At 73.7% G+C, this 21224-nt stretch carries 20 protein-coding genes; 6 read left to right on the forward strand and 14 right to left on the reverse strand.

The features are described from left to right. The 3 genes from UK12_RS20555 to UK12_RS20565 form a co-directional block, all read right to left on the reverse strand. On the reverse strand, nt 1-965 hold a 965-nt coding region (locus tag UK12_RS20555), incomplete at its 3' end, for a glycoside hydrolase family 18 protein (RefSeq protein ID WP_045304528.1). 412 nt (nt 966-1377) lie between these two features. After that, the gene (locus UK12_RS20560) at nt 1378-1926 is read right to left on the reverse strand and encodes a hypothetical protein (RefSeq protein WP_045304529.1); all 549 of its coding nucleotides are present in this window, start codon (nt 1924-1926) and stop codon (nt 1378-1380) included. A gap of 254 nt (nt 1927-2180) precedes the next feature. Continuing rightward, on the reverse strand, nt 2181-2744 hold the full coding sequence (locus tag UK12_RS20565; RefSeq protein WP_045304530.1) for a DoxX family protein: 564 nt from the start codon (nt 2742-2744) through the stop codon (nt 2181-2183). A gap of 137 nt (nt 2745-2881) precedes the next feature. On the opposite strand from UK12_RS20565, the gene UK12_RS20570 reads away from it, so the two are divergent. Further along, the gene (locus UK12_RS20570) at nt 2882-3193 is read left to right on the forward strand and encodes a barstar family protein (RefSeq protein WP_052682030.1); all 312 of its coding nucleotides are present in this window, start codon (nt 2882-2884) and stop codon (nt 3191-3193) included. 80 nt (nt 3194-3273) lie between these two features. Here UK12_RS20570 and UK12_RS20575 read toward each other — a convergent pair whose 3' ends face one another. Both UK12_RS20575 and UK12_RS20580 read right to left on the reverse strand, forming a co-directional pair. Further along, entirely contained in the window at nt 3274-3888 is a 615-nt protein-coding gene (locus UK12_RS20575) for a bifunctional 4-hydroxy-2-oxoglutarate aldolase/2-dehydro-3-deoxy-phosphogluconate aldolase (protein ID WP_045304531.1), read from the reverse strand. A gap of 49 nt (nt 3889-3937) precedes the next feature. After that, nucleotides 3938-5215, reverse strand: a complete 1278-nt coding sequence (locus tag UK12_RS20580; RefSeq protein WP_082119790.1) for an alanine racemase — start codon at nt 5213-5215, stop codon at nt 3938-3940. Between the two features lie 246 nt (nt 5216-5461). Between UK12_RS20580 and UK12_RS20585 the strand changes: the two genes are divergently transcribed. The 3 genes from UK12_RS20585 to UK12_RS20595 all read left to right on the forward strand — a co-directional run bounded on the left by UK12_RS20585 (nt 5462) and on the right by UK12_RS20595 (nt 7659). Next, entirely contained in the window at nt 5462-6484 is a 1023-nt protein-coding gene (locus UK12_RS20585; RefSeq protein ID WP_231591307.1) for a sugar kinase, read from the forward strand. Nucleotides 6485-6555: 71 nt separating this feature from the next. Continuing rightward, nucleotides 6556-6954 carry a RidA family protein gene (locus UK12_RS20590; RefSeq protein WP_045304532.1) on the forward strand — a complete coding sequence of 133 codons (399 nt, stop codon included), beginning with the start codon at nt 6556-6558 and terminating at the stop codon, nt 6952-6954. 66 nt (nt 6955-7020) lie between these two features. Further along, on the forward strand, nt 7021-7659 hold the full coding sequence (locus UK12_RS20595; protein WP_045304533.1) for a MarC family protein: 639 nt from the start codon (nt 7021-7023) through the stop codon (nt 7657-7659). Between the two features lie 7 nt (nt 7660-7666). Here the strand turns inward: UK12_RS20595 and UK12_RS20600 are convergent, their stop codons facing one another. Further along, nucleotides 7667-8101 (reverse strand): Lrp/AsnC family transcriptional regulator, encoded by a 435-nt coding sequence (locus UK12_RS20600; RefSeq protein WP_045304534.1) that lies wholly within the window; start codon nt 8099-8101, stop codon nt 7667-7669. 136 nt (nt 8102-8237) lie between these two features. On the opposite strand from UK12_RS20600, the gene UK12_RS20605 reads away from it, so the two are divergent. Continuing rightward, nucleotides 8238-9131: a tryptophan 2,3-dioxygenase gene (locus tag UK12_RS20605; RefSeq protein WP_231591308.1), complete on the forward strand. Its 894-nt coding sequence runs from the start codon at nt 8238-8240 to the stop codon at nt 9129-9131. 15 nt (nt 9132-9146) lie between these two features. On the opposite strand, the gene UK12_RS36770 is transcribed toward UK12_RS20605, so the two are convergent. The 4 genes from UK12_RS36770 to UK12_RS20625 form a co-directional block, all read right to left on the reverse strand. Further along, nucleotides 9147-12179 carry a TIR-like protein FxsC gene (locus UK12_RS36770; RefSeq protein ID WP_156178835.1) on the reverse strand — a complete coding sequence of 1011 codons (3033 nt, stop codon included), beginning with the start codon at nt 12177-12179 and terminating at the stop codon, nt 9147-9149. Next, entirely contained in the window at nt 12169-13188 is a 1020-nt protein-coding gene (locus tag UK12_RS20615; RefSeq protein ID WP_045304535.1) for an AAA family ATPase, read from the reverse strand. The genes UK12_RS36770 and UK12_RS20615 overlap by 11 nt, the downstream gene beginning before the upstream one ends. 19 nt (nt 13189-13207) lie before the next feature. Beyond that, nucleotides 13208-15079, reverse strand: a complete 1872-nt coding sequence (locus UK12_RS20620; protein ID WP_045304536.1) for a VMAP-C domain-containing protein — start codon at nt 15077-15079, stop codon at nt 13208-13210. 266 nt (nt 15080-15345) lie between these two features. After that, nucleotides 15346-15723, reverse strand: a complete 378-nt coding sequence (locus tag UK12_RS20625) for a CU044_2847 family protein (protein WP_045304537.1) — start codon at nt 15721-15723, stop codon at nt 15346-15348. 580 nt (nt 15724-16303) lie between these two features. Here UK12_RS20625 and UK12_RS20630 point away from each other — a divergent pair. After that, entirely contained in the window at nt 16304-16786 is a 483-nt protein-coding gene (locus UK12_RS20630) for a DUF2269 family protein (protein ID WP_045304538.1), read from the forward strand. On the opposite strand, the gene UK12_RS20635 is transcribed toward UK12_RS20630, so the two are convergent. The 4 genes from UK12_RS20635 to UK12_RS20650 form a co-directional block, all read right to left on the reverse strand. After that, on the reverse strand, nt 16755-17738 hold the full coding sequence (locus UK12_RS20635; RefSeq protein ID WP_082119793.1) for an amidohydrolase family protein: 984 nt from the start codon (nt 17736-17738) through the stop codon (nt 16755-16757). The genes UK12_RS20630 and UK12_RS20635 overlap by 32 nt on opposite strands. Then, the gene (locus UK12_RS20640; RefSeq protein ID WP_045304539.1) at nt 17731-19359 is read right to left on the reverse strand and encodes an acyl-CoA dehydrogenase family protein; all 1629 of its coding nucleotides are present in this window, start codon (nt 19357-19359) and stop codon (nt 17731-17733) included. Before UK12_RS20640 ends, UK12_RS20635 begins: the two co-directional genes overlap by 8 nt. A 10-nt stretch (nt 19360-19369) precedes the next feature. Next, nucleotides 19370-20020 carry a TetR/AcrR family transcriptional regulator gene (locus tag UK12_RS20645; RefSeq protein ID WP_045304540.1) on the reverse strand — a complete coding sequence of 217 codons (651 nt, stop codon included), beginning with the start codon at nt 20018-20020 and terminating at the stop codon, nt 19370-19372. Between the two features lie 207 nt (nt 20021-20227). Beyond that, nucleotides 20228-21097: a S1 family peptidase gene (locus UK12_RS20650; protein ID WP_045304541.1), complete on the reverse strand. Its 870-nt coding sequence runs from the start codon at nt 21095-21097 to the stop codon at nt 20228-20230. Between the last annotated feature and the right edge of the window lie 127 nt (nt 21098-21224).

Raw genomic sequence — 21224 nt, forward strand, 5'->3', positions numbered from 1 at the left:
GTCGCGTCCCAGGCGCCGTGCATGTCGTAGGTCATGACGTCCAGGAACGTGAGGTACTGGCCGAGCTTGTCGGTCTCGACGTTCTGGATCTTGTCCTGGCCGGCGCCGACCGCCGCGGAGAGCGCGTAGGTCTTCTTGTCGGCGCTGCCCTGGGCGTCCAGCTCGGAGCGGAACTCGGCCATCAGCGCGGTGAAGTTCTGCTTGTCGGCCGGCGAGGCGTGGTTACCGGTGTGGCCGCCGCCGCCCGGGTACTCCCAGTCGATGTCGAAGCCGTCGAAGATGCCCGCACCCGTGCCGGGACCGCCGAAACCGCCCTGCGCGGGCAGGTTGCCCTTGATGAACATGTCGATGCAGGAGGAGACGAGCTTCTTCCGCGAGCTGTCACTGGCGGCCACGTCGGAGAAGTACTTGGAGTAGGTCCAACCACCGATCGAGAGCAGGACCTTGAGGTTCGGGTTCTTCGCCTTCAGCTTCTTCAGCTGGTTGAAGTTGCCGACCAGCGGCTGGTTCCAGGTGTCGGCGACGCCGTCCACGCTGGTGCTCGCGTCGTACGTCTTCTGGTAGTCGGCGTACGCGTCGCCCGCGCCGTCACCGGCGTTGGGGTTGTTCTCGTCCTGCGAGGCGGCCTTGGTGGCCTCGAAACAGGTGAGGTTGGCCGGGTCGATGTTGGCGAAGTCGTAGATCAGGTAGTCCAGCTTCGAGGCGACGCCGGTGTCCTGGACCGTCTTCGGGTAGTACCCGTTGGCGTAGATCGACCACTGGTCGAAGTACGCGACCTTGATGCCCCCGCTGGTCGCCGGGGCGCCGGTGGAGTTGGTCGGCGCGGCCTGGGCGGTGCCGCCCGAGGTCAGCGCGAGACCCGCACCGAGCAGCAGGGACGCCGCGGTACCGGCCGCGAGAGCGGCCAGGCTCTTCGACCGCCGCCGGTGGACCGGCTCCTGGCCGATGGGGAGAGCACGATTCATGAGTGCATGACTCCTCGTTGTGGGGGAACTGCCGCCCCCTTGGGGGAGGTCACGCGGAGTGGGGCCGCGTGGCCAGGGGCATGACAGCGGAATGGAGACGAGCAGGGGCCTGCGGAGTGGCACCTGGGTACGCGGAACCGGCGCCGGAGGTCTGGACCTCCGGCGCCGGCCCAGGGCTCCCTGCACCTGTGCACCAAAATGGACTAGACCAACTCCGCCGTCAAGGGCCGCCGTTGCCCCTTGAGCCAGCCTTAAGGTTCACCACCGCGCTGATCGGCACAGGGCCGGCCCCACCTGGCGGCAGGAACGGCGGACGGGGGCCGCGGAGCATCTCGATCTCCGTCAGGTCGGGGCATCGGGCTCCGCCGGATCGAGGCCGCCCCGCCCCTCTCCGCCCTGCCGCGGATGGCCGTCAGTACCGCAGGGCCGCGCCCACGTCGGCGGTGACCGGGCCGGAGAGCTCGCGGTGGCTGCGGGCCGCGGCATCGGTGGTGGCGCCCGCGGCGAGCTCGGGGACGTTGACCACCACGGCGTCGAGCAGCTTGCCCGACTGGTCCTTGAAGTCCACCTCGATGGTGTAACGGCCGGGCTTGGACTGGTGGTTGGTGATGGTGAGCGGCGCGTCCGTACGGCCGTCGGAACCTGTCACCACCTCCCCGATCGTCACGTCCTCCTTGGCGTCCAGACCACCTTTCACCCCGGCCAGCGCGGACGAGGCCGCAGCCTGGGCGGAGGCGATCGCCGAGGCGGCGGCCGACGCCAGTCCACTGGCGGCCGAGGCCAGCTGCGAGGCCCCCGAGGCGAGTGCGGACTGCGCCGCGGACTGCGCGGCCGCCGCCGCAGAGGAGGCCGCCGACCCCGCCGGCTTACCGGAGGAGGAGCACCCCGCCACCCCGGCCCCGGCGCACAGCACGGCAGCGGCCACGACAGCCGCCCGACGCCCTCGACGGCGACGCTCCATGACATCTCCTCACTCGACAGCCCTCACCCCCACCCTTCGCGAGCCCCTGCACCCCCGCCAACCGAAGCCGCCGTCCGAGTGAGCCCGCGAAACACCAACCGGCCCGCGCAGGCGCAGAAGCAGGCCCCGAACTCGCAGGACCGACACCCTTCGAGGCTCGGGACAACGGCTCGCGACGACGACTCGGCACGGGCGGCAACGGACGGCATCGACACGGCCCGGGTCGGCCGAGGGGTGGGTGCGGGCCGGGGTGGTCAGGAGAGGCCGGTGCCCTCCAGTTGGGCGGCTTCGTCGGCGGCGCGGGCCTCGCGGCGGCGGATCACGTCCTGGCGGCGGGCCACCACGGAGGCGGCGCCGAGAGAACTGGCGGCGAAGGCGAGCAGGCCGACCGAGGCGCGGTCGAGGACGTGGCCGGTGGCGTGGTCCAGGGAGTAGCGGCCTGCGCCGGAGAGGCCGAGGGCGAGGCCGCAGGCGCCGAGCAGGGCGGGGTACTCGTAGCCGCCCGCAGTGGTGAAGAACCCGCCCGGGGCGTGGACCGAGATGGCCCCGGCCATGGTGCCCGCGACGATCGACCCGGCGGCCGGGGTGGCCAGTCCGGCGACCAGCAGGGCGCCGCCGCCCGCCTCGCCGAGGCCCGCCGCGAGGGCGCTGCGGCGCCCCGGCTCGAAGCCCATGTGCTCCATGGCCTTGGCCGTCCCCTCCAGACCGCCGCCGCCGAACCAGCCGAACAGTTTCTGGGTGCCGTGGGCGATGAGTACCCCTCCGACGGCGGCGCGCAGGGCGAGCAGCCCTAGGTCCTTACGGCTGAGACAGGTCATGATGGGCCCTCGGATCGTGCCGGTGGACGGTACGCCTCCCATACCAGCCGAAGGGCGGGTCCGGATCGACCCGGGAACGCCATCCGGGCGAACCCGGACACGATCGGCTGCCAGACCCCGAGCGCGAGGACGGCCCCGTGTCAGAACGCCAGCCCGAGTACCACCTGGACGGCAGCGCCGTGACCGACGAGCCGTCGTTCTACGCCGCCCTGGGCCGGGCGGTCCGGGCACCGGACGGCTACTACGGCAGCAATCTGGACGCCCTGGCCGACTGCCTGCGCGGGGGCTTCGGCCCGGAGCCGCCGTTCACCCTGGTGTGGCAGGACTCCGCACGCGCCCGCCGCCGCCTGACCCGGCGGCTCGCGGCGGCGGACGGCCGGGAGCAGAGCTACTTCGACGCCGTCCTGGACGTCCTGCGCGACGGCGGGGTCACCGTCCTGCTGCGGTAGCGGCCCTGCGATGCGGGGAACGGCGCGACCGGCGCGCGCCGCCGGGCAGGCGGGTTCGGGTCGTACCTGCGCACCGCCGGTCAGCGGAGCGCTGCTACCGCAGCCGTGAACCCACGGGCGCGGCGGGTGACTTCGGCCCAGTCGGCGGCGGCCACCACGGCGGGCGGGACCACCTCGCTGCCCGCGCAGACGGCGAGCGCGCCGGCGGCCAGGAAGTCGGCGGCGTTGTCCGCGGTGACCCCGCCCGAGGCGAGCAGCGGTGCGTCGGGGTACGGGCCCCGGAGGTCCTTGAAGTAGGCGGGGCCGAAGGCGCGGGCCGGGAAGATCTTCACGGCGGCGGCCCCGAGGTCGACGGCCTCGGCGACCTCGCTCGGGGTGAGCGCGCCGAGGACGACGGGCACGGGGGCCGCCGCGACCTCACCCCGGACACCCGGCGTGACCAGGTACTGCGCCCCGGCCGCCACGGCCGCCTCGGCCTGTCCGGCGGTGAGGACGGTGCCGACACCGATCCGGCAGCCGGTGCCGGCCGCCACCGCCCGCCGCAGGTGGGTGGTGAGGTCGGGCGTGGTGAAGGTGAACTCGACCCAGCGGATGCCGCCTGCGGCGAGGGCGGAGCAGAGCGCGGCGGCGTCGGGGATCGCCGGGGCGCGAACCACGGCGATCACCCGGTCGGCGGCGAGGGTGTCCAGGGTCATCGGGTCCTCCGTCAGGAACGGGCGGGTCCGGCCACGGAGCGGCCCGGTGTCAGAAGAAGGTCCGCACCAGGTCGACCACGCGCGGGAGTTCGGCGTCGGCGTCGTCGACGACCGGGATCAGCGTCCACTTGTCGAAGACGGTGCAGGGGTGCGAGAGGCCGAGCCGGACGATGTCGCCCACCCGGACGTCGGTGTCCCGCAGGAAGGCGTGCTGGTCATTGAGCGCGGTGATCCGTCCGCCGGTCAACCGGCCCCGGCCACGGACGAGTTGGGGCTCGGGCAGGCCGTCGTCGTAGGAGAGGTCGCGCTTGCCGCCGTCGAGCAGGGCGAGACCGGGCTCAGGGCTGGAGACGGCCCGGGTCCAGGCGTGCAGGGCGGAGCGGAAGGGGCGGTCCGCGTGCGAGCGGGCGAGCGGGGAGATCCCCCGGTAGAAGCCGTCGTCGTGGGCGAGGTAGGCGCCGGAGCGCAGGACCACCCGGGTACGCGGGTCGGCGAGCGGGGCGAGCAGTTCGGTGACGGTGTCGAAGTAGGCGCTGCCGCCCGCGGTGATCCAGACCTCGTCGGCCTGGTCGTAGAGCCCTTCGGCGTCCAGCAGCCGGTGCAGCTCGGCCAGGTCGGTGACCCAGCGGGCCACGGCGGCCAGGGAGTCGTCGGTGGCGTCGTGGGCGATGGCGCCCTCGTAGCCGCTGACGCCGGTCAGCCGCAGTCCGGGGGCGGCGTGCACGGCGCGGGCGACGGCCCGGGCCTCGGCGAGGGTGCGGCAGCCGGTGCGGGCGCCGGGGGTGCCGAGCTCGACGCAGACGTCCACCGGGGCCGGGGCGCCGCGCAGGGCGGCGTCCATCAGCTCGACCGACCGGACCGAGTCCACCCAGGAGGTGAAGCGGAACCCGGGGTCGGCCGCGAGTGCGGCGGACAGCCGGCGCAGCCCGGCGGGGTCCAGGAGGGTGTTGGCGAGGTGGATCCGGCGCAGGCCGAAGGCGCGGGCGACGTTGACCTGGGGCAGGTTGGCGAGGGTGATGGCGGTGGCCCCGGCGTCGAGCTGCCGCTGCCACAGGGCGGGGGCCATGGTGGTCTTGCCGTGCGGGGCGAGGCCGACACCGGCCTTGGCGCACCAGGCGGCCATGGTGGTGAGGTTGTGGTCGAGGGCGCCCGCGTCGAGGGTGACCAGGGGGGTGGCGAGGTCGTCCAGGGTGGGCCGGGTCGCCACGTACTCCGCGACGGTCGCTCCCCAGGCCGCGGCGGGTGCGGCCTTGAACCGCCAGTCCAGCCGCTCCTCGGCGAGCGCCGCCACCCGGGCACGGTCCATCACCTGCGGGGCCTGCACCATGGGCCACCTTCCTGTTGTCCGGTTCCGCTCTCGCGGGTCCGCGGTTGTACGGGTCCGCGGCTCGTACGAGTCTGCGGCTGTACAAGTCTGCGGCTGTAAGGGGCTGTCGTCGTACCGGCCCAGGGCGGACCGCAGGGCCGCACACGTCCCGTTGCACAATACGCAACGTTCGTTGCACATTGTGCCTTCCCTGATCTAACCTCAGCCCTGGACCGAAGGTCAACGCACACTCCCAGGAGCACCCAGGTGACACCTCCCGCCGCCGTCTGCCTCGGCGAGTCGATGGCCGTGCTCATCCCGGAGCACCCCGGACCGCTGGAGCAGGCGGAGCACTTCGGCCGTAGCTTCGGCGGCGCGGAGTCCAACGTCGCGTGCACGCTGGCCGCGCTCGGCATCCCGGCCGCCTGGATCGGCCGGGTCGGTGCGGACGGCTTCGGGCGCCAGCTGGTCCGGCAGATCGCCGAGCACGGCGTGGACACCTCGGCGGTCGGCTACGACGAGACCCGCCCCACCGGCCTCTACGTCAAGGAGACCGGCTCCGGCCAGGGGCATCCGCACGACCTCGGCGCGGGCCACAGCCGACTGCACTACTACCGCCGGGGGTCGGCCGCCTCCGCGATGGGCCCCGAGCTGCTCGCCGACCCGGCCGCCGCACCCCTGCTGGCCGCCGCACCGCTGATCCACCTGACCGGCATCACGCCCGCGCTCTCCGACAGCTGCCACCGCCTGGTCCGCACCCTGCTGGCGATCCCGGACCGGCCGGTCAGCTTCGACCTCAACTGGCGCCCCTCGCTCTGGGCCGGGCGCGACCGGCAGGCGCTGCGCTTCCTGATGAACGCCTCCGACGTGGTGCTGCTCGGCACCGACGAGGCCCGCGAGGTGCTCGGCACCGACGACCCGGCGGCGCTGCGCAAGCTGCTCCCCCGGCCGTCCGTGCTGGTGCTGAAGGACGACGCGCACCGCTCCACCTCGATCGCCCCGGACGGCTCCACCGTCACCGAACTCGCCCTGCGGGTGGACGTGGTGGAGCGCACCGGCGCCGGCGACGCCTTCGCCGCGGGGTACCTGGCGGGGAAGCTGAGGAACCTGCCGGAGGGCCGGCGGCTGCGGCTGGGCCACCTCGCGGCCGCCGCCGCCCTCACCGTCCCGGGCGACCTCGGGCCGATGCCGCCCGCCGCCCTGATCGAGCAGCTGCTCGCGGCGGACGAGGCCGACTGGGCCGCGACCACCGTGGACGGCGCGGGCTTCCACCCGGCGCCCGCCCGCTGAGCAGCCAACGGCCGCCCTCCTGGCGGAACTGCGGGCCCGCCGCAGGCCGACCGACCGCGAAGGAGCACCCCTTGAAGACCGAAGTCCGCACCGACGGCGCCCCCGCCCCCGCCTGGGTGTTCTCCCAGGGGGTGCGCAAGGGCCCGATCCTCCAGGTCTCCGGCCAGGGCCCGCAGGATCCGGAGACCTCCGCGTACCTCCACCCCGGCGATGTGCGGGCGCAGACCCGGCGCACCCTGGCGAACGTGCTGGCGGTGCTGGAGGCCGGCGGTGCGACGGTCGAGGACGTGGTGATGTTCCGGATCTACCTGACCAGGCGCGAGGACTTCGGGCCGATGAACGAGGTCTACGGCGAGTTCATCGAGAAGCACGTCCAGGGCGGCGTGAAGCCCTGCCGAACCACCGTCTTCGTCGAGCTGCCGCACGAGTCCATGCTGGTCGAGATCGACGCGCAGGCCGTCATCGGCTGACCGGCCGTCGGCTGCCGGGGGCGCGGCGGGCGGCCGTCCCGCCCCCGGCTGACGCATGCTTGGATCATGGCCGCTTTCAATCTGAGCAGCGCGTTCGTCACCCTGTTCGCCGTGGTCGGGCCGCCGAAGGTGCTGCTGGCCTTCGCCCATCTGGCCCGCGAACGCAGCGCTGCCGAACTGCGCCGTCTGGCGCTGGTGAGCACGGTGCTGGCCGCCGTGGTCGGCGTGACGATGGCGTACACGGCGGACTTCCTCACCGCCTTCTTCCACATCAGCGACCAGTCGCTGCAACTGGCCGGGGGCCTGATCTTCTTCATCTACGCCCTCGCCCTGGTGCTCGGTATCCACGTGGGCGCGGGCGAGTCCGAGCAGGGCCGGCTCTCCAACCCGCTCGCCGACGGCGTGCGCGAGCTGCTGCTGCCGTACGTGGCCAGCCCGCTGGCGATCACCGCCGTGCTGGTCGGGTCGCTGGAGAAGGACACCTGGGGCTGGCACTCCACCATCGCCGGCGCCTTCGTCGCGGTGGTGGCGATCAACTGCGTCTGTGTCCTGCTGCTTTCGAGCCTGCTGCGGCTCACCCACCAGACCTCGCTCGAAGTGCTCTCCCGGCTGCTCGGGCTGCTGCTGGCGGCGGTCGGCGTGGAGCTCTTCCTGAACGGCCTGGCCAGCCTGGGCGTGCACTTCGCGGCCCCCGACGGTCACTGACCGCCCGTCACGGCAGCTCCACCGGACGCCAGGGGACCGGGCTGGAGAGGATCATCGAGCTGGACGGCTGACCGTAGGCCGCCAGACGGTCGATCAACTGCTCGAAGTCGGCCATGTTCCGGGCCGCCACCAGCAGCACGCAGCACGCCCCGCCGGTGACCCGGTGCAGCTGGAGCACCTCCGGCCAGCGGGCGACCTCGGGGTCGCGCAGCACGCAGCGCCGCCCGTAGCACTGGATCTGCACCAGCGCGGTGACGGCCAGCCCGGCGCCGGCCAGGTCGATGTGCGCGTGGTAGCCGCTGATCACCCCCTCCGCCTCCAGCCGCCGGACCCGCTCGGCGACGGCGGGCGGGGAGAGCTTGACCCGGCGGGACAGCTCGTTGAACGAGAGCCGGGCGTCGGCCTGCAGCTCGGCGAGCAGGAGGCGGTCGACGGCGTCCATGGCAACTCCGGGGTGAGGGTTTCGTTCCGCAAAGCCGAGTCGGCCAAATGGGTTTCGAACGTAAACCGGTTTCGCCGATCCGGTGTCCACTGCCCATTCAATGCGCCGCCCGGGCCGCCGCACAATAGTGTCGCGAGTGATCAGCAGCCAGTGGCTCGGCGGCGACCGCGGCGATCCCGCGCGTCCAGGAGGAATCGGCATGGTCCAGAACGGCATCACCACCCCGAAGCTCTCCTTCGGCTCGGACGAGGAGCCCGGCCACGGCACCCCCTACGCCCAGTACGTCCGGCTGGAGACCCTGCACAGCCTCCAGCACCCGCGCAGCAAGGTGGACGCCGAGCTGTCGTTCATCATCGCCACCCAGGTGATGGAACTGCTCTTCGACCTGCTGCGGCACGAGTGGACCGCCGCCCAGCACTGCCTGCGCGAGGACGACGTGACCGCCGCGCTCGCCGCACTGCGGCGCGGCACCCATGTCCAGGACGTCCTGACCTCCTCCTGGGACCTGCTGGCGACCATGACCCCGCAGGAGTTCGGCGCCTTCCGGCCGGTGCTCGGCGAGGCGTCCGGCTTCCAGTCCTCGGCCTTCCTGCGGCTGGAGTTCCTGCTCGGCAACAAGAGCGAGAAGCTGCTGGAGATGTACGAGACCGCCCCCGCCGTGCACGCCGAACTCACCGCCGCGCTGCACGCCCCCGGCCTGTACGACGACGTGCTGGCCCTGCTGGCCCGGCGCGGGCTGGCCGTGGCGCACGAGCCGGGCAGCGCCCGCTACCGGCCCACCGCGGAGGTCGAGGCCGCCTGGCGGCAGGTCTACGCCGAGCCCGGCCACGCGGAGTTGGCGCGACTGGGCGAGGCACTGCTCGACACCGCGGAGCGGGTGACCCGCTGGCGGCAGCGGCACCTGTCGGCGGTCAAGCGCTCGATGGGCGCCAAGCCAGGAACCGGCGGCTCCAGCGGGCTGACCTGGCTGAAGCAGTCGGCCGACCAGGACGTGTTCCCCGAGCTGTGGACCGTGCGCAACCAGCTGTGACCCGCTCCGGGCGCCTCAGTCGCTCTCCGGGGCGAACGCGTTGGCCAGCGAGTCGAGTTGCAGGGGCGGGCCGGGTGGGATCCCGATGCGTTCGGCGACGTCCACGATCCGCCAGGCGATCCGGTGCACCGCCATCTCGTACTGCTGGCGGTACTTGCGCAGGCTCGCCAGCCCGTACAGCCCCTCCTCCGTGTAGGAGGCGCCGAGACCGCTCTCCACGTACTGCAACCTGGCCGCCACCGGCGGGAGTTCGGACAGCGGAACCGGCGACCAGAGCACCGGCACGATCCCGCTGGACCAGCCCGTCAGCCGCCCCCGCCGCTCGAAGGCGGTCCACTCGCGCCCGCACCGCTCGGAGCGGAAGTACCGCCGCGAGTACAGCGGGACCAGTACCCGGCAGCCGGCCAGCGCCTCGGACACCCGCTGCGCCGCTTCCGGGTCGGCGGGATCCAGCCGGTCCATGAAGCCCGCGGGCACCCCGCCCGGCAGGGTGGTCAGCTGCATCACCTCCTCGGTCAGATCGGCGAACAGCTGGTCCACCAGCGGCTGCGGGCGGGCGGTCACCGGGTAGCTCAGGAAGAAGTACGGCTGCACGGGGCCCTGCGGCTCCGGCTCCTGGCGCTGGGTGCGCGAGTGCGAGGGGACGTTCAGCCGGCGGGAGGTCTGCACTCCCTGGGAGGAGCGCAGCGAGGGCGACACGCCGGTGACGGCCGGGTTGCGGGAGAACAGGAAGGGCCGCCGGGCGTTCCGGGAGAAGGCCAGCGACCAGGACGGGTCGTCGGGGTCGTGCCCCAGCGTCCTCTCCAGGATCCCGGCGAGCTCCAACTCCGCCGCGCCGCCGGGCTGCCCCTCCCGGAGGACCTGGTTGAGGCCGGCGGCGAAGGAGGGCCCGGTCCGGGGGCGGATGCTGATCACCGTGTGGATCCCGGAGTCGGTCTCGTCGCCCTCGGCCGGCGGTCCCGGCTCGTCCTGCCAGCCGTCGAACACCAGCAGACGGTTGCGGGCCCGCCCGGCGGACAGCGCCGCCAGCACGCCCGCCCAGTCCTGGGCCGGCTCCCGCGCCGGGGAACCGAGCGCCAGCCCCTCGGCGGCCGGGTGGACCACCGCACCGCCGACATAGACCACCAGCGCGTCCTCCGCCTCGGCAGCGGCGGCCCGCAGGGCGCGCTGGAACCCGGCCGGGTCGTCCAGGCCGACCCAGACGTGCTCCGCGGCCAGGCCGACCAGGGCACGGCTGGAGAGTGCGGCGGCCAGGTTGTTGAGGTCGCTGTAGGCGCGGAAGTCGTGGTCGGCCAGCGGTTCGGCCATCGAGGCGCGGGAGGTGGTGAGCAGCAGGACGGCCCGCGAGCGCTCCGGGTCGGGCAGGCTCGGCGGGGTCTGCGGCACCGGTACCGGCTGGCGGTCCGGCTGCGGTATCTGCTGGAGCACGGGCGCGGGCGGGCCGTCGAGCAGGCGCAGCGCGGCGGGGCTGATCAGGGCGAAGGCCCGCCGTTCGACCGGGACCACCGCGCCCCCGGTGTCGGTGGCCGCCAGGGCGGCGAACTCGCCCGGGACCCGGCCGGCCCGGTCGGCGATCTGCTCGCCGACCCTGGCGAGCAGCCCGACGGCCTGGTGGGTGGTCGAGCGCGGCAGCGTGTGCAGGAGCAACTCCCGTACCCCTGACCGGAATTCGAAGTGGTCACGGCGACCCTCGCGCTCCTTCAGCAGTCCGCTGACCACCACCTCCGCGAGGTGCTGGGGCTGCGGCCGGGTGAAGCTGGCGCGCTGGAGCAGCCGCATCACGGGCAGGGCCGGGGTGGTGAGGGCGGTGAGTCCGGCCAGGGTGAACGCCTCCCGGGAGGCCACCGAGCGGAAGCGCAGGACCAGTTCCTCCGGGCCGAGTTCGTGCGGTTCGGGCAGCGGTTCGGCGTCGGGGGCGCAGTCCATCGGCTCGGCGCCGACCAGCAGCGCCGAGCCGACCACCTGGCCGCCGGTCGGACTGCCCACCAGCCGGGCCCAGTTGGCGATCCACCCGGCCCCCGGCTCCAGCACCGGGACCGGCAGTTCGCCGCGCCCCGGCAGCAGCTCGCCGAACGGCGCGAAGCGGTACGCCGAGTTGGGCACTCCGGCTTCGGGCGCGGAGAGCAGGCCGACCTCGGGCGGCAGCGCGGCCAGCGGCCAGAGCCGTTCCGGCAGCGGCTGCACCACGGCCACCGGGGAGCGGTGGGCGAGCCGGTGCAGGGTCCGGTACCAGTGGCTGCCGGCCGCGCCGGGCCGCCACTGCGGGCCCATGCAGTCGCTGAGCACCAGGACGACCGTCCGGGCGTCCGGCGTCGGGCGGCTCGCCGGCCGGCCGCTCGGGTCGAGGCAGGACTGCACGACCTGGCGGAACGCTCCGGTCTGCACCAGCAGCGTACGCAGTTCCTGGAGCAGCGGGCGCCAGAGCGCCATGGTGGGCCCGCAGTCGAAGATCAGGTGCAGGTCGAGCCAGCGTTCCGTGGCGGGCCGCAGCACCGGCAGCCAGGGCACCGGCCCCGGCCGGTACGGGTGCCCCGGGCCGGACGGCGGTCCGGCCGTCCGCTTCGCGGTGACCGCCTCGGCCAGGCGCTCGGCGGTCGCGGTCTCGTCCAGCCGGACGTGCCGGGGGTCGGGGACGCGCCGTTTCAGCGGGCGCAGCGCACGTTGCAGGGCGAGCGGCCGGGCCAGCATCGGGACGCTCGGGGTGGGGATCGCCGCGACGGCGGCCACCGTGTCCTCCGGGTCGCCGGAGGCCAGGTGGAGGGCGGTGCGGACGCTCTGGCCCTCGCCGGTGGCGGTACCGGCGCTGCGGCCCCCGGTCCGGTTCGGGTCGGCGGGACGGCGGTCGTTCCTGCGGGCGCTGTTCCCGGCGCTGCCGTGGCCCGGCTCCTGCTCCGCGCCGCCCTCGCCGCTGCGGGCGGCCAGCCAGAGCAGCTCGGCGAGTTCCACCGGCCCGGGGTCGGCCAGGCCCAGGTCCGCCAGCAGGGCGGCGAGTTGGTCGAGTGGTCCGGGCGCGGGCACCGCCGGGCCCGGCGGCTGGTCAGAAGACATCGTCGTCCTGGCCTCTGCTCAGGTACGGCATCACCTGGGCGGCGAGGGCGGCCCGGTCGGCGGCCTCGGCGAGTTCGGGGCGGGAGGTCAGGTAGATGGCGTTGAGCAGCTGGTCGGTGGCGAGTTCGCCGTCCTCCCGGCGGCCCAGGAAGACCTCGACGATCTCGCCGACCAGCCGGGCGTCGGCCTCCGGCAGGTGGGCCTTGACGATCTCCTCCAGCTCGGCGCCCTCGGGGCGGCGCAGCTCCAGGACGACGCAGCGGCGCAGGAAGGCCGCCGGGAACTCGCGTTCGGCGTTGCTGGTCAGCACGGTGAACGGGAAGGCCCGGCAGCGCACCCGGCCGCCCGCGATCGGCGCCCGGCCGGACCCCTCGGCGGTGAGCACCCTGGACTCGGGCTGCTGCGGTGCGGCGCGGACGAGTTCGTCGATCTCGTACTGGCCCTCCTCCAGCACGTGCAGCAGGTCGTTGGGCAGGTCGAGGTCGCCCTTGTCGATCTCGTCGATGAGCAGCACCCGGGGCCGCCGGTACGGGAGCAGGGCGGTGCCGAGCGGGCCGAGGCGCAGGTGCTCGTCGAGTCCGGCGCCGGGGGTCAGCGGACCGGCCTGGTTGGCGGCGTAGAGCCGGGAGAGCGGGTCGTACTGGTAGAGGCCCTCGCGCAGGGTCGAGCGGCTGGTGACGTTCCAGCGCAGCACCGGGCCGAGGCCGAGCTCGCGGGCGACGGCGTACGGGAGGCTGGACTTGCCGCTGCCGGGCGGTCCGGTGACCAGCAGCGGGCGGCGGAGGTAGAGGGCGGCGTTGACGAGTTCGACGGTCTCGGGGGTCGGCCGGAAGGTGCCCGCCCGGTGGCCCGCGGTGGTGGCCCCCGGCCCGTTGGTCCGCTCCGGCTGCCCGGTCGGGCCGTCCAGCGGCGGGCCGCCGTCGAAGGCGCGCCAGGGCGGGGGCGGCGGCAGTTCGGCGAGCGCGTCGTGGGGCTCCTCGACGCCCCGGTAGATCGGCTTCAGCGGCATGGCTGCGGACCCTCTCCTGCTAGTCCGCCGGGCGGCGGGACGGTTGGGCGGTCGGGGCGACCCCGTAGGGCCGGTGCGGGCTCGGCACGACCTGCGGGTCCTCCCAGAGCAGCACGAGCCCGGCCGACCAGTGCCCGCCCGGGTCCTCGCCCTCCTCCGCCTGGTGACGCAACTCCCGTACCCGGCGTGGCAGATCGTCGGGCTGGAGCTCGGCCAGCTCAGCTGCAAGTCTGGCAAGGAAACGCGTGTTCCGGCAGGTCTCGACCTGAGCGTGGTCGGTGATACAGGCGTGCTGGGTCCAGAGCACGGCGGGCGCGCCCGCCTTGAGCGCCGCCGCGAGCAGCGGCTCGTACGGGCTGCCCTTCGGCGGGCCCGGCAGAACCGGCAGGTCGGCGCGGGCCACCGGGCGCAGCCGCTGGTAGAGCCGCCTGCTGTCCGGGACCGCGGTGCACGGGATCGGGTACACCGCGGCGCTGCGGTCCTCGCGCATCCGGGCCCACTTCATCTCCAGGTGGCGCCGGTCGGCCGCGTTACCCCGGCGCAGCTGGTCCACCACCACCACGGCGTGGTCGGCGCCGAGCGGCCCGAAGTCCTTGCGCCTGGCCCAGCTGTGCACGGGCTGGGTGATCCACTTCCGGGGCAGCGCGAAGATGATCAACTCTGCGCCGTCCGGCTCCAGTCGGCCGATCTCCTCCTCGATGCGCTCCCGGACGAAGCCCGGCAGCATCGAGCTGAGCATGGTCCGCGAGTGCGGCTCGCCGAGCACGCCGTCCCGGATCGAGGAGATCGCCACGTGGAACATCCTGGTCCCGGCGCCGCTGGGCTGGATGTCCACCAGGATCGGACGCCACCGCTCCCGGCGCGGGGTGCGGACGGGCTCCCGGCGCCGCTGTGCGGCGGGGGCGGCGGCGTGGGCCGCACGCCAGCGGACCAGCCCGGTGCGCAGCCGCTCGTCCTCGGTCGACTCTGCCACCAGGTCGGCGAACTCCAGCACCGGGTGCGGGCGGCCCACCGGCTGCGGGACCTCCGAGAGCAGGTACCAGCCCGCCTCCCAGAGGTCGCGCGGCCTGGTCGGCGGATCCGGGCAGCCGAGCCGGCCGGCCGCCGCCCGGTACAGCTCCAGCGGATCGGCCGCCACCTCCGCCCCCGCCAGCAGCAGCCTCAACTCCCTTACCGCGGAGGGCGGTACGGCCGCACCGGGCAGCCGGTCGGCCAGCTCCGGGGCGTACCGCGCGATCGCCTCCCCCGGCAGCATCTGGCCGAGCCTGACCGCCGGGACCCCGGCCGGCCGCCGCACCCGGTCCTCGGCACCGCGCCAGAGGGTGTCCTGCGCCGCCGTCACGATGCCGACCACCTCCCCGGTGGCGGCGATCACCACCGGGCCGCCGCTGAAGCCCGGCGCCAGCGGCATCCCCGTGCCCTCGTGCTCCAGCTGGACCAGCTCGCCGCCGATCCGCAGGGCCCCCCTGGTCAGCCGGATCTCGCTGCTCAGCCCGCCGTCGTGCCCCTCCGGGAACCCGTAGGCGGCCAACTGCGGTGCGTGCAGGCCGTTCCAGCCGTGCAGCGGCGCGAACCGGGCCGGGACGGCCGTGTACGACGGCAGCGCCGCATCCAGCTCCAGCACCGCCACATCGCCGGTGCCGCCCGAGCGTTCCACCCACGGGCCGCGCACGGCGACGGTGGCGCCGATCGGCGGATGGTCGGGGCGGGCAGCCAGCTGGACGGTGGCGCGGGTGCACCCCTGCACCACGTGCGCGCAGGTGAGCACCCGGCGCTCGGATATCAGCACCCCAGCGCCGGTGGTGGCGAGCGGGCCCCCGGCGGTGATCCGGGCGAGCCAGCTCACGTCCCACCGCGCCGGGTCGGCGCCGGGTTCGCGCTGGACCGGCACGCCGTACGGCGGCTCGCCGGGCGGGGGTCCGGCGTCGTGAGGTTCAGCGAAGTGGGTTCCGGCGTACCGGGGTTCGGCATGCTGGGGTTCGGCACGTGCCGGCTCTCCGCAGTCGCAGTGACCGCAGGTGTGGCCGCGGGGGGCCGGGCCTCCGGGCGCAAGGCCGCCGTCGCCTGCCGAGTCCGACGGACCCGGTGTCCCTCGGCCCGGCAGGCGGCAGCCCGCCTCGTCACACATGGGCTCGTCCCGGGTCCGCGAGCCGGCCATCAGGATTCGTCGTGACCGGCCGGGATTCTCTCGGGTGCCCAGACCAGTTTGACGGTCAGATGGGCGTCGGTGGCAGTCTTGGCGATCAATGCCCCTGCCTCCGCCGAGAGTTTGACCCCGAACGCGATCTCCACCGCATCCGGCTTCAGGCTCCCGTCACGGAACGCCGCGAGCGCCGACTCGGCGGCGACCCGGACACCCGCCAGGGCCTGCTCGAAGGTCGCCGACGCGCGCTCCACCCCGGCGGCGACGGCCGTCGAACCACGGCCGACCGGCTGCATGCCGTACGGGTCCTCGACGCCCACGCCCTCCGTCTCGGCGCCTTCGACCCGCACCACGGCACCGCCGACGGTCACGAACTCCGCATACTCGGGCAAGACTTCCCCCTCAGCAGTCACTTCAGGTCGTCCGACGAAGTCTCACGCGATCGTCGCACAGCGCGGTTCACCGCGCACCGGTTCCCGACGGATCCCCCCGAGCGGGTGACCGATTCATCGGGTTATCGGGTGGCCGAGAGCACTCCGCCCGAGCTGCGGAACCCGTGACACCCAGTCAGCTGCGCCGCCCCTTCCGATGAGGCCGCCCCCGTGGCGGAGGTTGCCGAAGGCGGTGGTGGCGTCGGAGCCGCCGATGAAGAGGGTGTTGCCGGTGTTCACCCGCACGTTGCCGCCGACGGTGACGAAGTCGGTGCCGTCCGGCGGGGGACCCGGGAGCCGACGCCGACCACTCCCATGTTGAAGGACCCGCCCCCGTTCGTATTGATACATATCGGCCAACCGGTACTGCCGGTCTCGCCGGGCCGAAAGGGTCCGGTCGCCCGGGTGGACACCCCGCCCGCCGGAGCTCCGACCTGCTGGTGTTAGCGTGCCGGGGGCTCCGCAGACCGGACCCCGCCGGTCCGCCCGCAGTCCGCCTCCGACCGGGACCGGCCACCGTCCGCGAAGGGTGTCTCCTCCCATGGCCAAGCTCCTGCTGAGCCTGCACGTCCTGGCCTCGGTCCTGTTCATCGGCCCGGTGGCCGTCGCCGTGAGCATGTTCCCGGCCCGCGCCAAGGCCGCCCTGGCGGCCGGCCCCGACCAGGTCTCGGCCGCCGCCTCGGTGAAGCTGCTGCACCGGATAACCCAGGTCTACGCACTGCTCGGGATCGCCGTCCCGGTGATGGGCGTGGGCACGGCGCAGGTGATGGGCATCATCGGCCAGACCTGGCTGATCGTCTCCATCGTGCTGACCGTGCTGGCGGCCGGCGCGCTGCTGCTCTTCGTCCTGCCCGCCCAGCAGAACACCGTCGACGCGCTCGACGCCGCGCCCGAGAGCGAGGAGCACACCCGGGCGACCGGCGGCCTGCGCCTGCTGCCGATGACCGCCGGGGTGTTCAACCTGCTCTGGGCCGTGGTCGTCGTCATGATGGTCATCCGCCCCGGTTCGACGACCGGCGCCTGACCTCGGGCACCGGCTCGCCGGGCAGCAGCACCGAGCCGTGCCGGTCACCCCCCGAGGCGGCCGGACCGCCGGTGCTCCACCGGATCCCGAACAGTGCCGCCGCGTTCCGGTAGCAGACCGCCCGCAGCCACTCCTCCCCCAACTCCAGCCCCGCCAGGGCCCGCAGGGCCTCCGCGTAGGGGTACGGGATGTTCGGGAAGTCCGTGCCCAGCAGGATGCGGTCCCCGAGGGCGGCCAGCCTCGGCAGCTCGTCCTTCGGGAAGGGCGCCATCTCCTCGCTGAACCCGGTGAACGCCATCGTGGTGTCCAGGTGCACGTTGCCGTACCGCTCCGCCAGGTCGAGGAACTCCCCGTACTCGGGCAGTCCCAGGTGCGCCACGACCAGCCGCAGCCGGGGGTGGCGCGCCAGGACGGCACCGATCGGCCCGGGGCCGGTGTGGGCGCCGGGCACCGGTCCCGAACCGCAGTGGGTGACCACCGGTGTTCCGCTCTCGGCGAGTTGGCCCCAGACGCCGTCCAGCAGCGGGTCGGCCGGATCGTACCCGCCCACCTGGAGGTGCGCCTTGAACACCCGCGCCCCCTGGACCAGCGCCGTCCTGACGTACTCCTCGGCGCCGGCCTCCGGGAAGAACGTCGCGGTGTGCAGGCAGTCGGGCGTGCGCGCGGCGAAGTCCGCCGCCCAGGAGTTGAGCCAGGCGGCCATCTGCGGCTTGTGCGGGTACAGCATCGCGGTGAACGCCAGGACCCCGAACTCCCTGAGCCGGTCGATCCGTTGCTGCTCCTGCTCGCGGTAGGCGATCGGCCAGGGGCGCCCGGTGAGCGGCCCGACCTGGTCGAAGTAGGCCCAGACCTTGGCCAGGACCTGCTCGGGCATGAAGTGGGTGTGCACGTCGATCAGGCCCGGCAGCCCCAGCTCCTGCCAGAACTGCCGGACGTCGACCGCCTCACGCATGCCGGGCCCGGGACAGGATCGCCTCGGTGTCCAGCCCGGTGGGCAGGGTGCCGTAGGCGCCGCCGTGGTCCCCGCCGAGCCGGGAGGCGCAGAACGCCTCGGCCACCGCCGGGTCGCCGTGCCGGATGAGCAGCGAGCCCTGGAAGGCCAGCGCCATCAGCTCGACCAGCCGCCTGGTCCGGTACTCGATCTCGCCCGGGTCACCCAGCTGCTTGCGCAGTTCGCCGACGGTGGCGTCCAGCCGGCGGTCCGCGCCGGCGGCCAGCTCGACCTCGCCGAGGAACGCCTCCACGGTGGCGGGCCGCCGCGCCATCGCGCGCAGCACGTCGAGCGCGGCGACATTGCCCGAGCCCTCCCAGATGGAGACCAGCGGGGCCTCCCGGTAGAGCCGGGGCATGCCCGACTCCTCGACGTACCCGTTGCCGCCGAAGCACTCCAGCGCCTCCGCCGCATGGCCGGGACCGCGCTTGCAGACCCAGTACTTGGTCACGGCCAGCCCCAACCGCCGGACCAGCGACTCCTGTTCGTCACCGGCGAGGGCCAGGTCGGTGGCGGCGGCCAGCCGCAGGGCGGCGGCGGTGGCGGCCTCGGACTCCACCACCAGGTCGGCCAGCACGTTGCGCATCAGCGGCTGGTCGACCAGCGCCTTGCCGAACGCCCGCCGGTGGGTGGCGTGGTGGAGCGCCCGCACGGCGCCCAGCCGCATCCCGGAGGCCGCGCCGAGGGTGCAGTCGAGCCTGGTCATGTTGACCATCTCGATGATGGTGGGCACCCCGCGCCCCTCCTCGCCGACCAGCCAGCCCACCGCGCCGTCGTACTCGACCTCGGCGGAGGCGTTGGAGCGGTTGCCCAGCTTGTCCTTGAGCCGCTGCAGCAGGATCCGGTTCCGGCTCCCGTCCGGCAGGACGCGCGGCAGCATGAAGCAGCTCAGCCCGCCCGGCGCCTGGGCCAGGGTCAGGAAGAGATCGGACATCGGAGCCGAGGTGAACCACTTGTGCCCGGTCAGCCGGTACGTACCGTCCGGGTCCGGCACGGCCGTGGTGGTGTTGGCCCGGACGTCGGAGCCGCCCTGCTTCTCCGTCATCGACATGCCCGCGATCAGTCCGCGCTTGCCGCTCGGCACCCGCAGCCCGAAGTCGTACTCGGTCGCGGCCAGCAACGGCTCCAGCTGACCGGCCAGTTCGGGAGCCGCCCGGAGCGCGGGCACGGCGGCGTAGGTCATCGAGATCGGGCAGCTGTGCCCGGCCTCGACCTGGCCCCAGACGTAGAACTTGGCGGCCCGCGCGGTGTGCGCGCCCGGCCGGCCGTCGCGCCAGGGCGCGGCGTGCAGGCCGTGCGAGACGGCGACCCGCATCAGCTCGTGCCAGGCGGGGTGGAACTCGACCTCGTCGATCCGGTGGCCGTAGCGGTCGTGGGTGCGCAGCACCGGTTCGTTCTCGTTGGCCAGCCGGCCCCACTCGGCGGCCTGTTCGGTCCCGGCCAGCTCGCCGAGCCGGTGCAGTTCGGGCTCGGCCCAGTCGGCACCGGCCCGGCGGAGCGCGGCGAGCAGGGTGGGGTCGGCGGCAACATCGTGGCCGTACAGATCGGGCACCTGGTTGGTGACCTCGTGCGTCGACGGCATCACGCTCTCCTTAGGAACTCCGAGGGGCAGGGTCTTGGGGGTCTTCCCCGTCCACCCGGCCGCCCAGGGCGCGCCGGGCGAAGGAGACCAGGGCGGGGATCACGTCGTCCGGGTCCGAGCCGGCGGCGAGCGGGCCGACCAGTGCCTCGCCGACCGCGCCGACCAGTGCGGCGGCGGTCAGTTCGGCGTCCTGGCCGGGCAGTTGGCCGGCGGCGACGGCCGCGCGGATCTGCTCGGCGAACAGGTCGCGGAACGCCCGTCGGAAGACCAGGCGTTCGGCGTCCACCACGGCGTCGGCGGGCTCGACGAGCAGGGCGTAGGCGAGCCGGGGCGCCTTGAGGGCCCGTGCGGCGAAGGTCTCGACCACCGCCGCCACCCGCCCGTGCGGGCCCTCCCCACGGGCGGCGGCCGCCGCGGCGGCCTCGCCGACGGCCGCCACCTCGCGGCCGACCACGGTCCGGAACAGCGCGACGGACAGCTCGGACTTCCCCGCGAAGTACTGGTAGACGCTGCCGGTGGCGATTCCGGCCCGGCTCGCCACCGCCGCCACCGAGCAGCCGCCGTACCCGCACTCCGCGAGCAGCTCGACGGCGGCCTGCAGGACCGCCTCGCGCTGGGCGTCGAGCCGGGCCTGGACGGCGGGGGTGCGTCGGTATGCCACACAAAGAATTGAAGCACTGATTCAGAGCTTCGCCCAGAGGCTCGGCCGGAAAATGCGGACCCGGCGCCGGCGGACCCGCCCCGGGCCGGGCCGGGTCGGGTCGGCACGGGCACGGGCACGGGCACGGGCACGGGCACGGGCGAGCGCACACAGCCGAACGGGCCGCCCGCAGGCGGCCCGTTCGGTGCGCGTCACGCTCCGCAGAGGCTACGGCTGCGGCAGCGTGCAGGACGGCAGCGTGAGGTCCAGCCGGTTCCCGGCGGCGAAGCAGGACGGGATGGTGTAGGTCTCCTCGGCGTAGTTGATGCCCTGGCGGACCGTCACCTTGCCGTTCTCGTCGACCTCGCACGGGTTGTTGACGGTGCAGGTCTCACCGTCCTCGTTGCCGGTGTTGTTGACCGCGACCAGCTGCCCGGTGCTGGTGTCGACCACGGGCGAGCCCGAGGTGCCGCCGATGGTGTTGCAGCTGGGGGTGTACCGGAGGGAGTCCTTCCAGGTCCAGTCCCCCTCCTTGAGGCGGTAGACGAAGCCGTCGACGTTGCAGGAGTAGATCTTCTTCCAGTAGCCGGAGACCACCTTGATCCCGGCGCCCGCGACCGGGTGGGTCGTCGACATCGTCAACGGACTGATGCCGTAACGGGACTTGATCGACGAGTAGGTGGTGTTGAGCTGGTAGAAGGTCACGTCGGTGTCGGTCATGGTGCTGTAGACGACCTTGCTGGCCCGCAGCGTGCCGAGTCTTCCGCCGGTGGAGTTCAGCAGGGTGAAGCTGCGGCTGGACGGCTGGTCGACGATCACCTCGCCCGGGCCGGGCATCCCGGTTTCGAGGCAGTGCCCGTTGGTCAGGATCAGTGCCGGGTCGGTGTTCGCGGAGCTGGGCATCCGCACCAGCGAGCCGGAGCAGTCGCTGAGCGCCACGGTCCCGGAGAAGTCCACCGTCACAGCGGGGGTCTTGGCCGACGTCGCGGTGGGGGCGGTCGGCGCGGCGGTCGCGGCCGAGGCGGGCAGGGCACCGGCCAGGGCGGTCGCCCCGGCCAGCAGAAGGGAGGAGAACGCGCCGATGAGCGGCTTCTTCATGAGAGTGCCTCTCGGTGTGGGGGTCCTCCAAAATTGGCGTGGGCATGTTGAGTTGTCAATACGATGTAAGCAAGCAAGTGCTGTCGGACAGTCAGAATGCAACGGATCGCACCGGGCCGCCACCGGT

Source organism: Saccharothrix sp. ST-888 (assembly GCF_000955975.1).
GTDB lineage: Bacteria > Actinomycetota > Actinomycetes > Streptomycetales > Streptomycetaceae > Kitasatospora.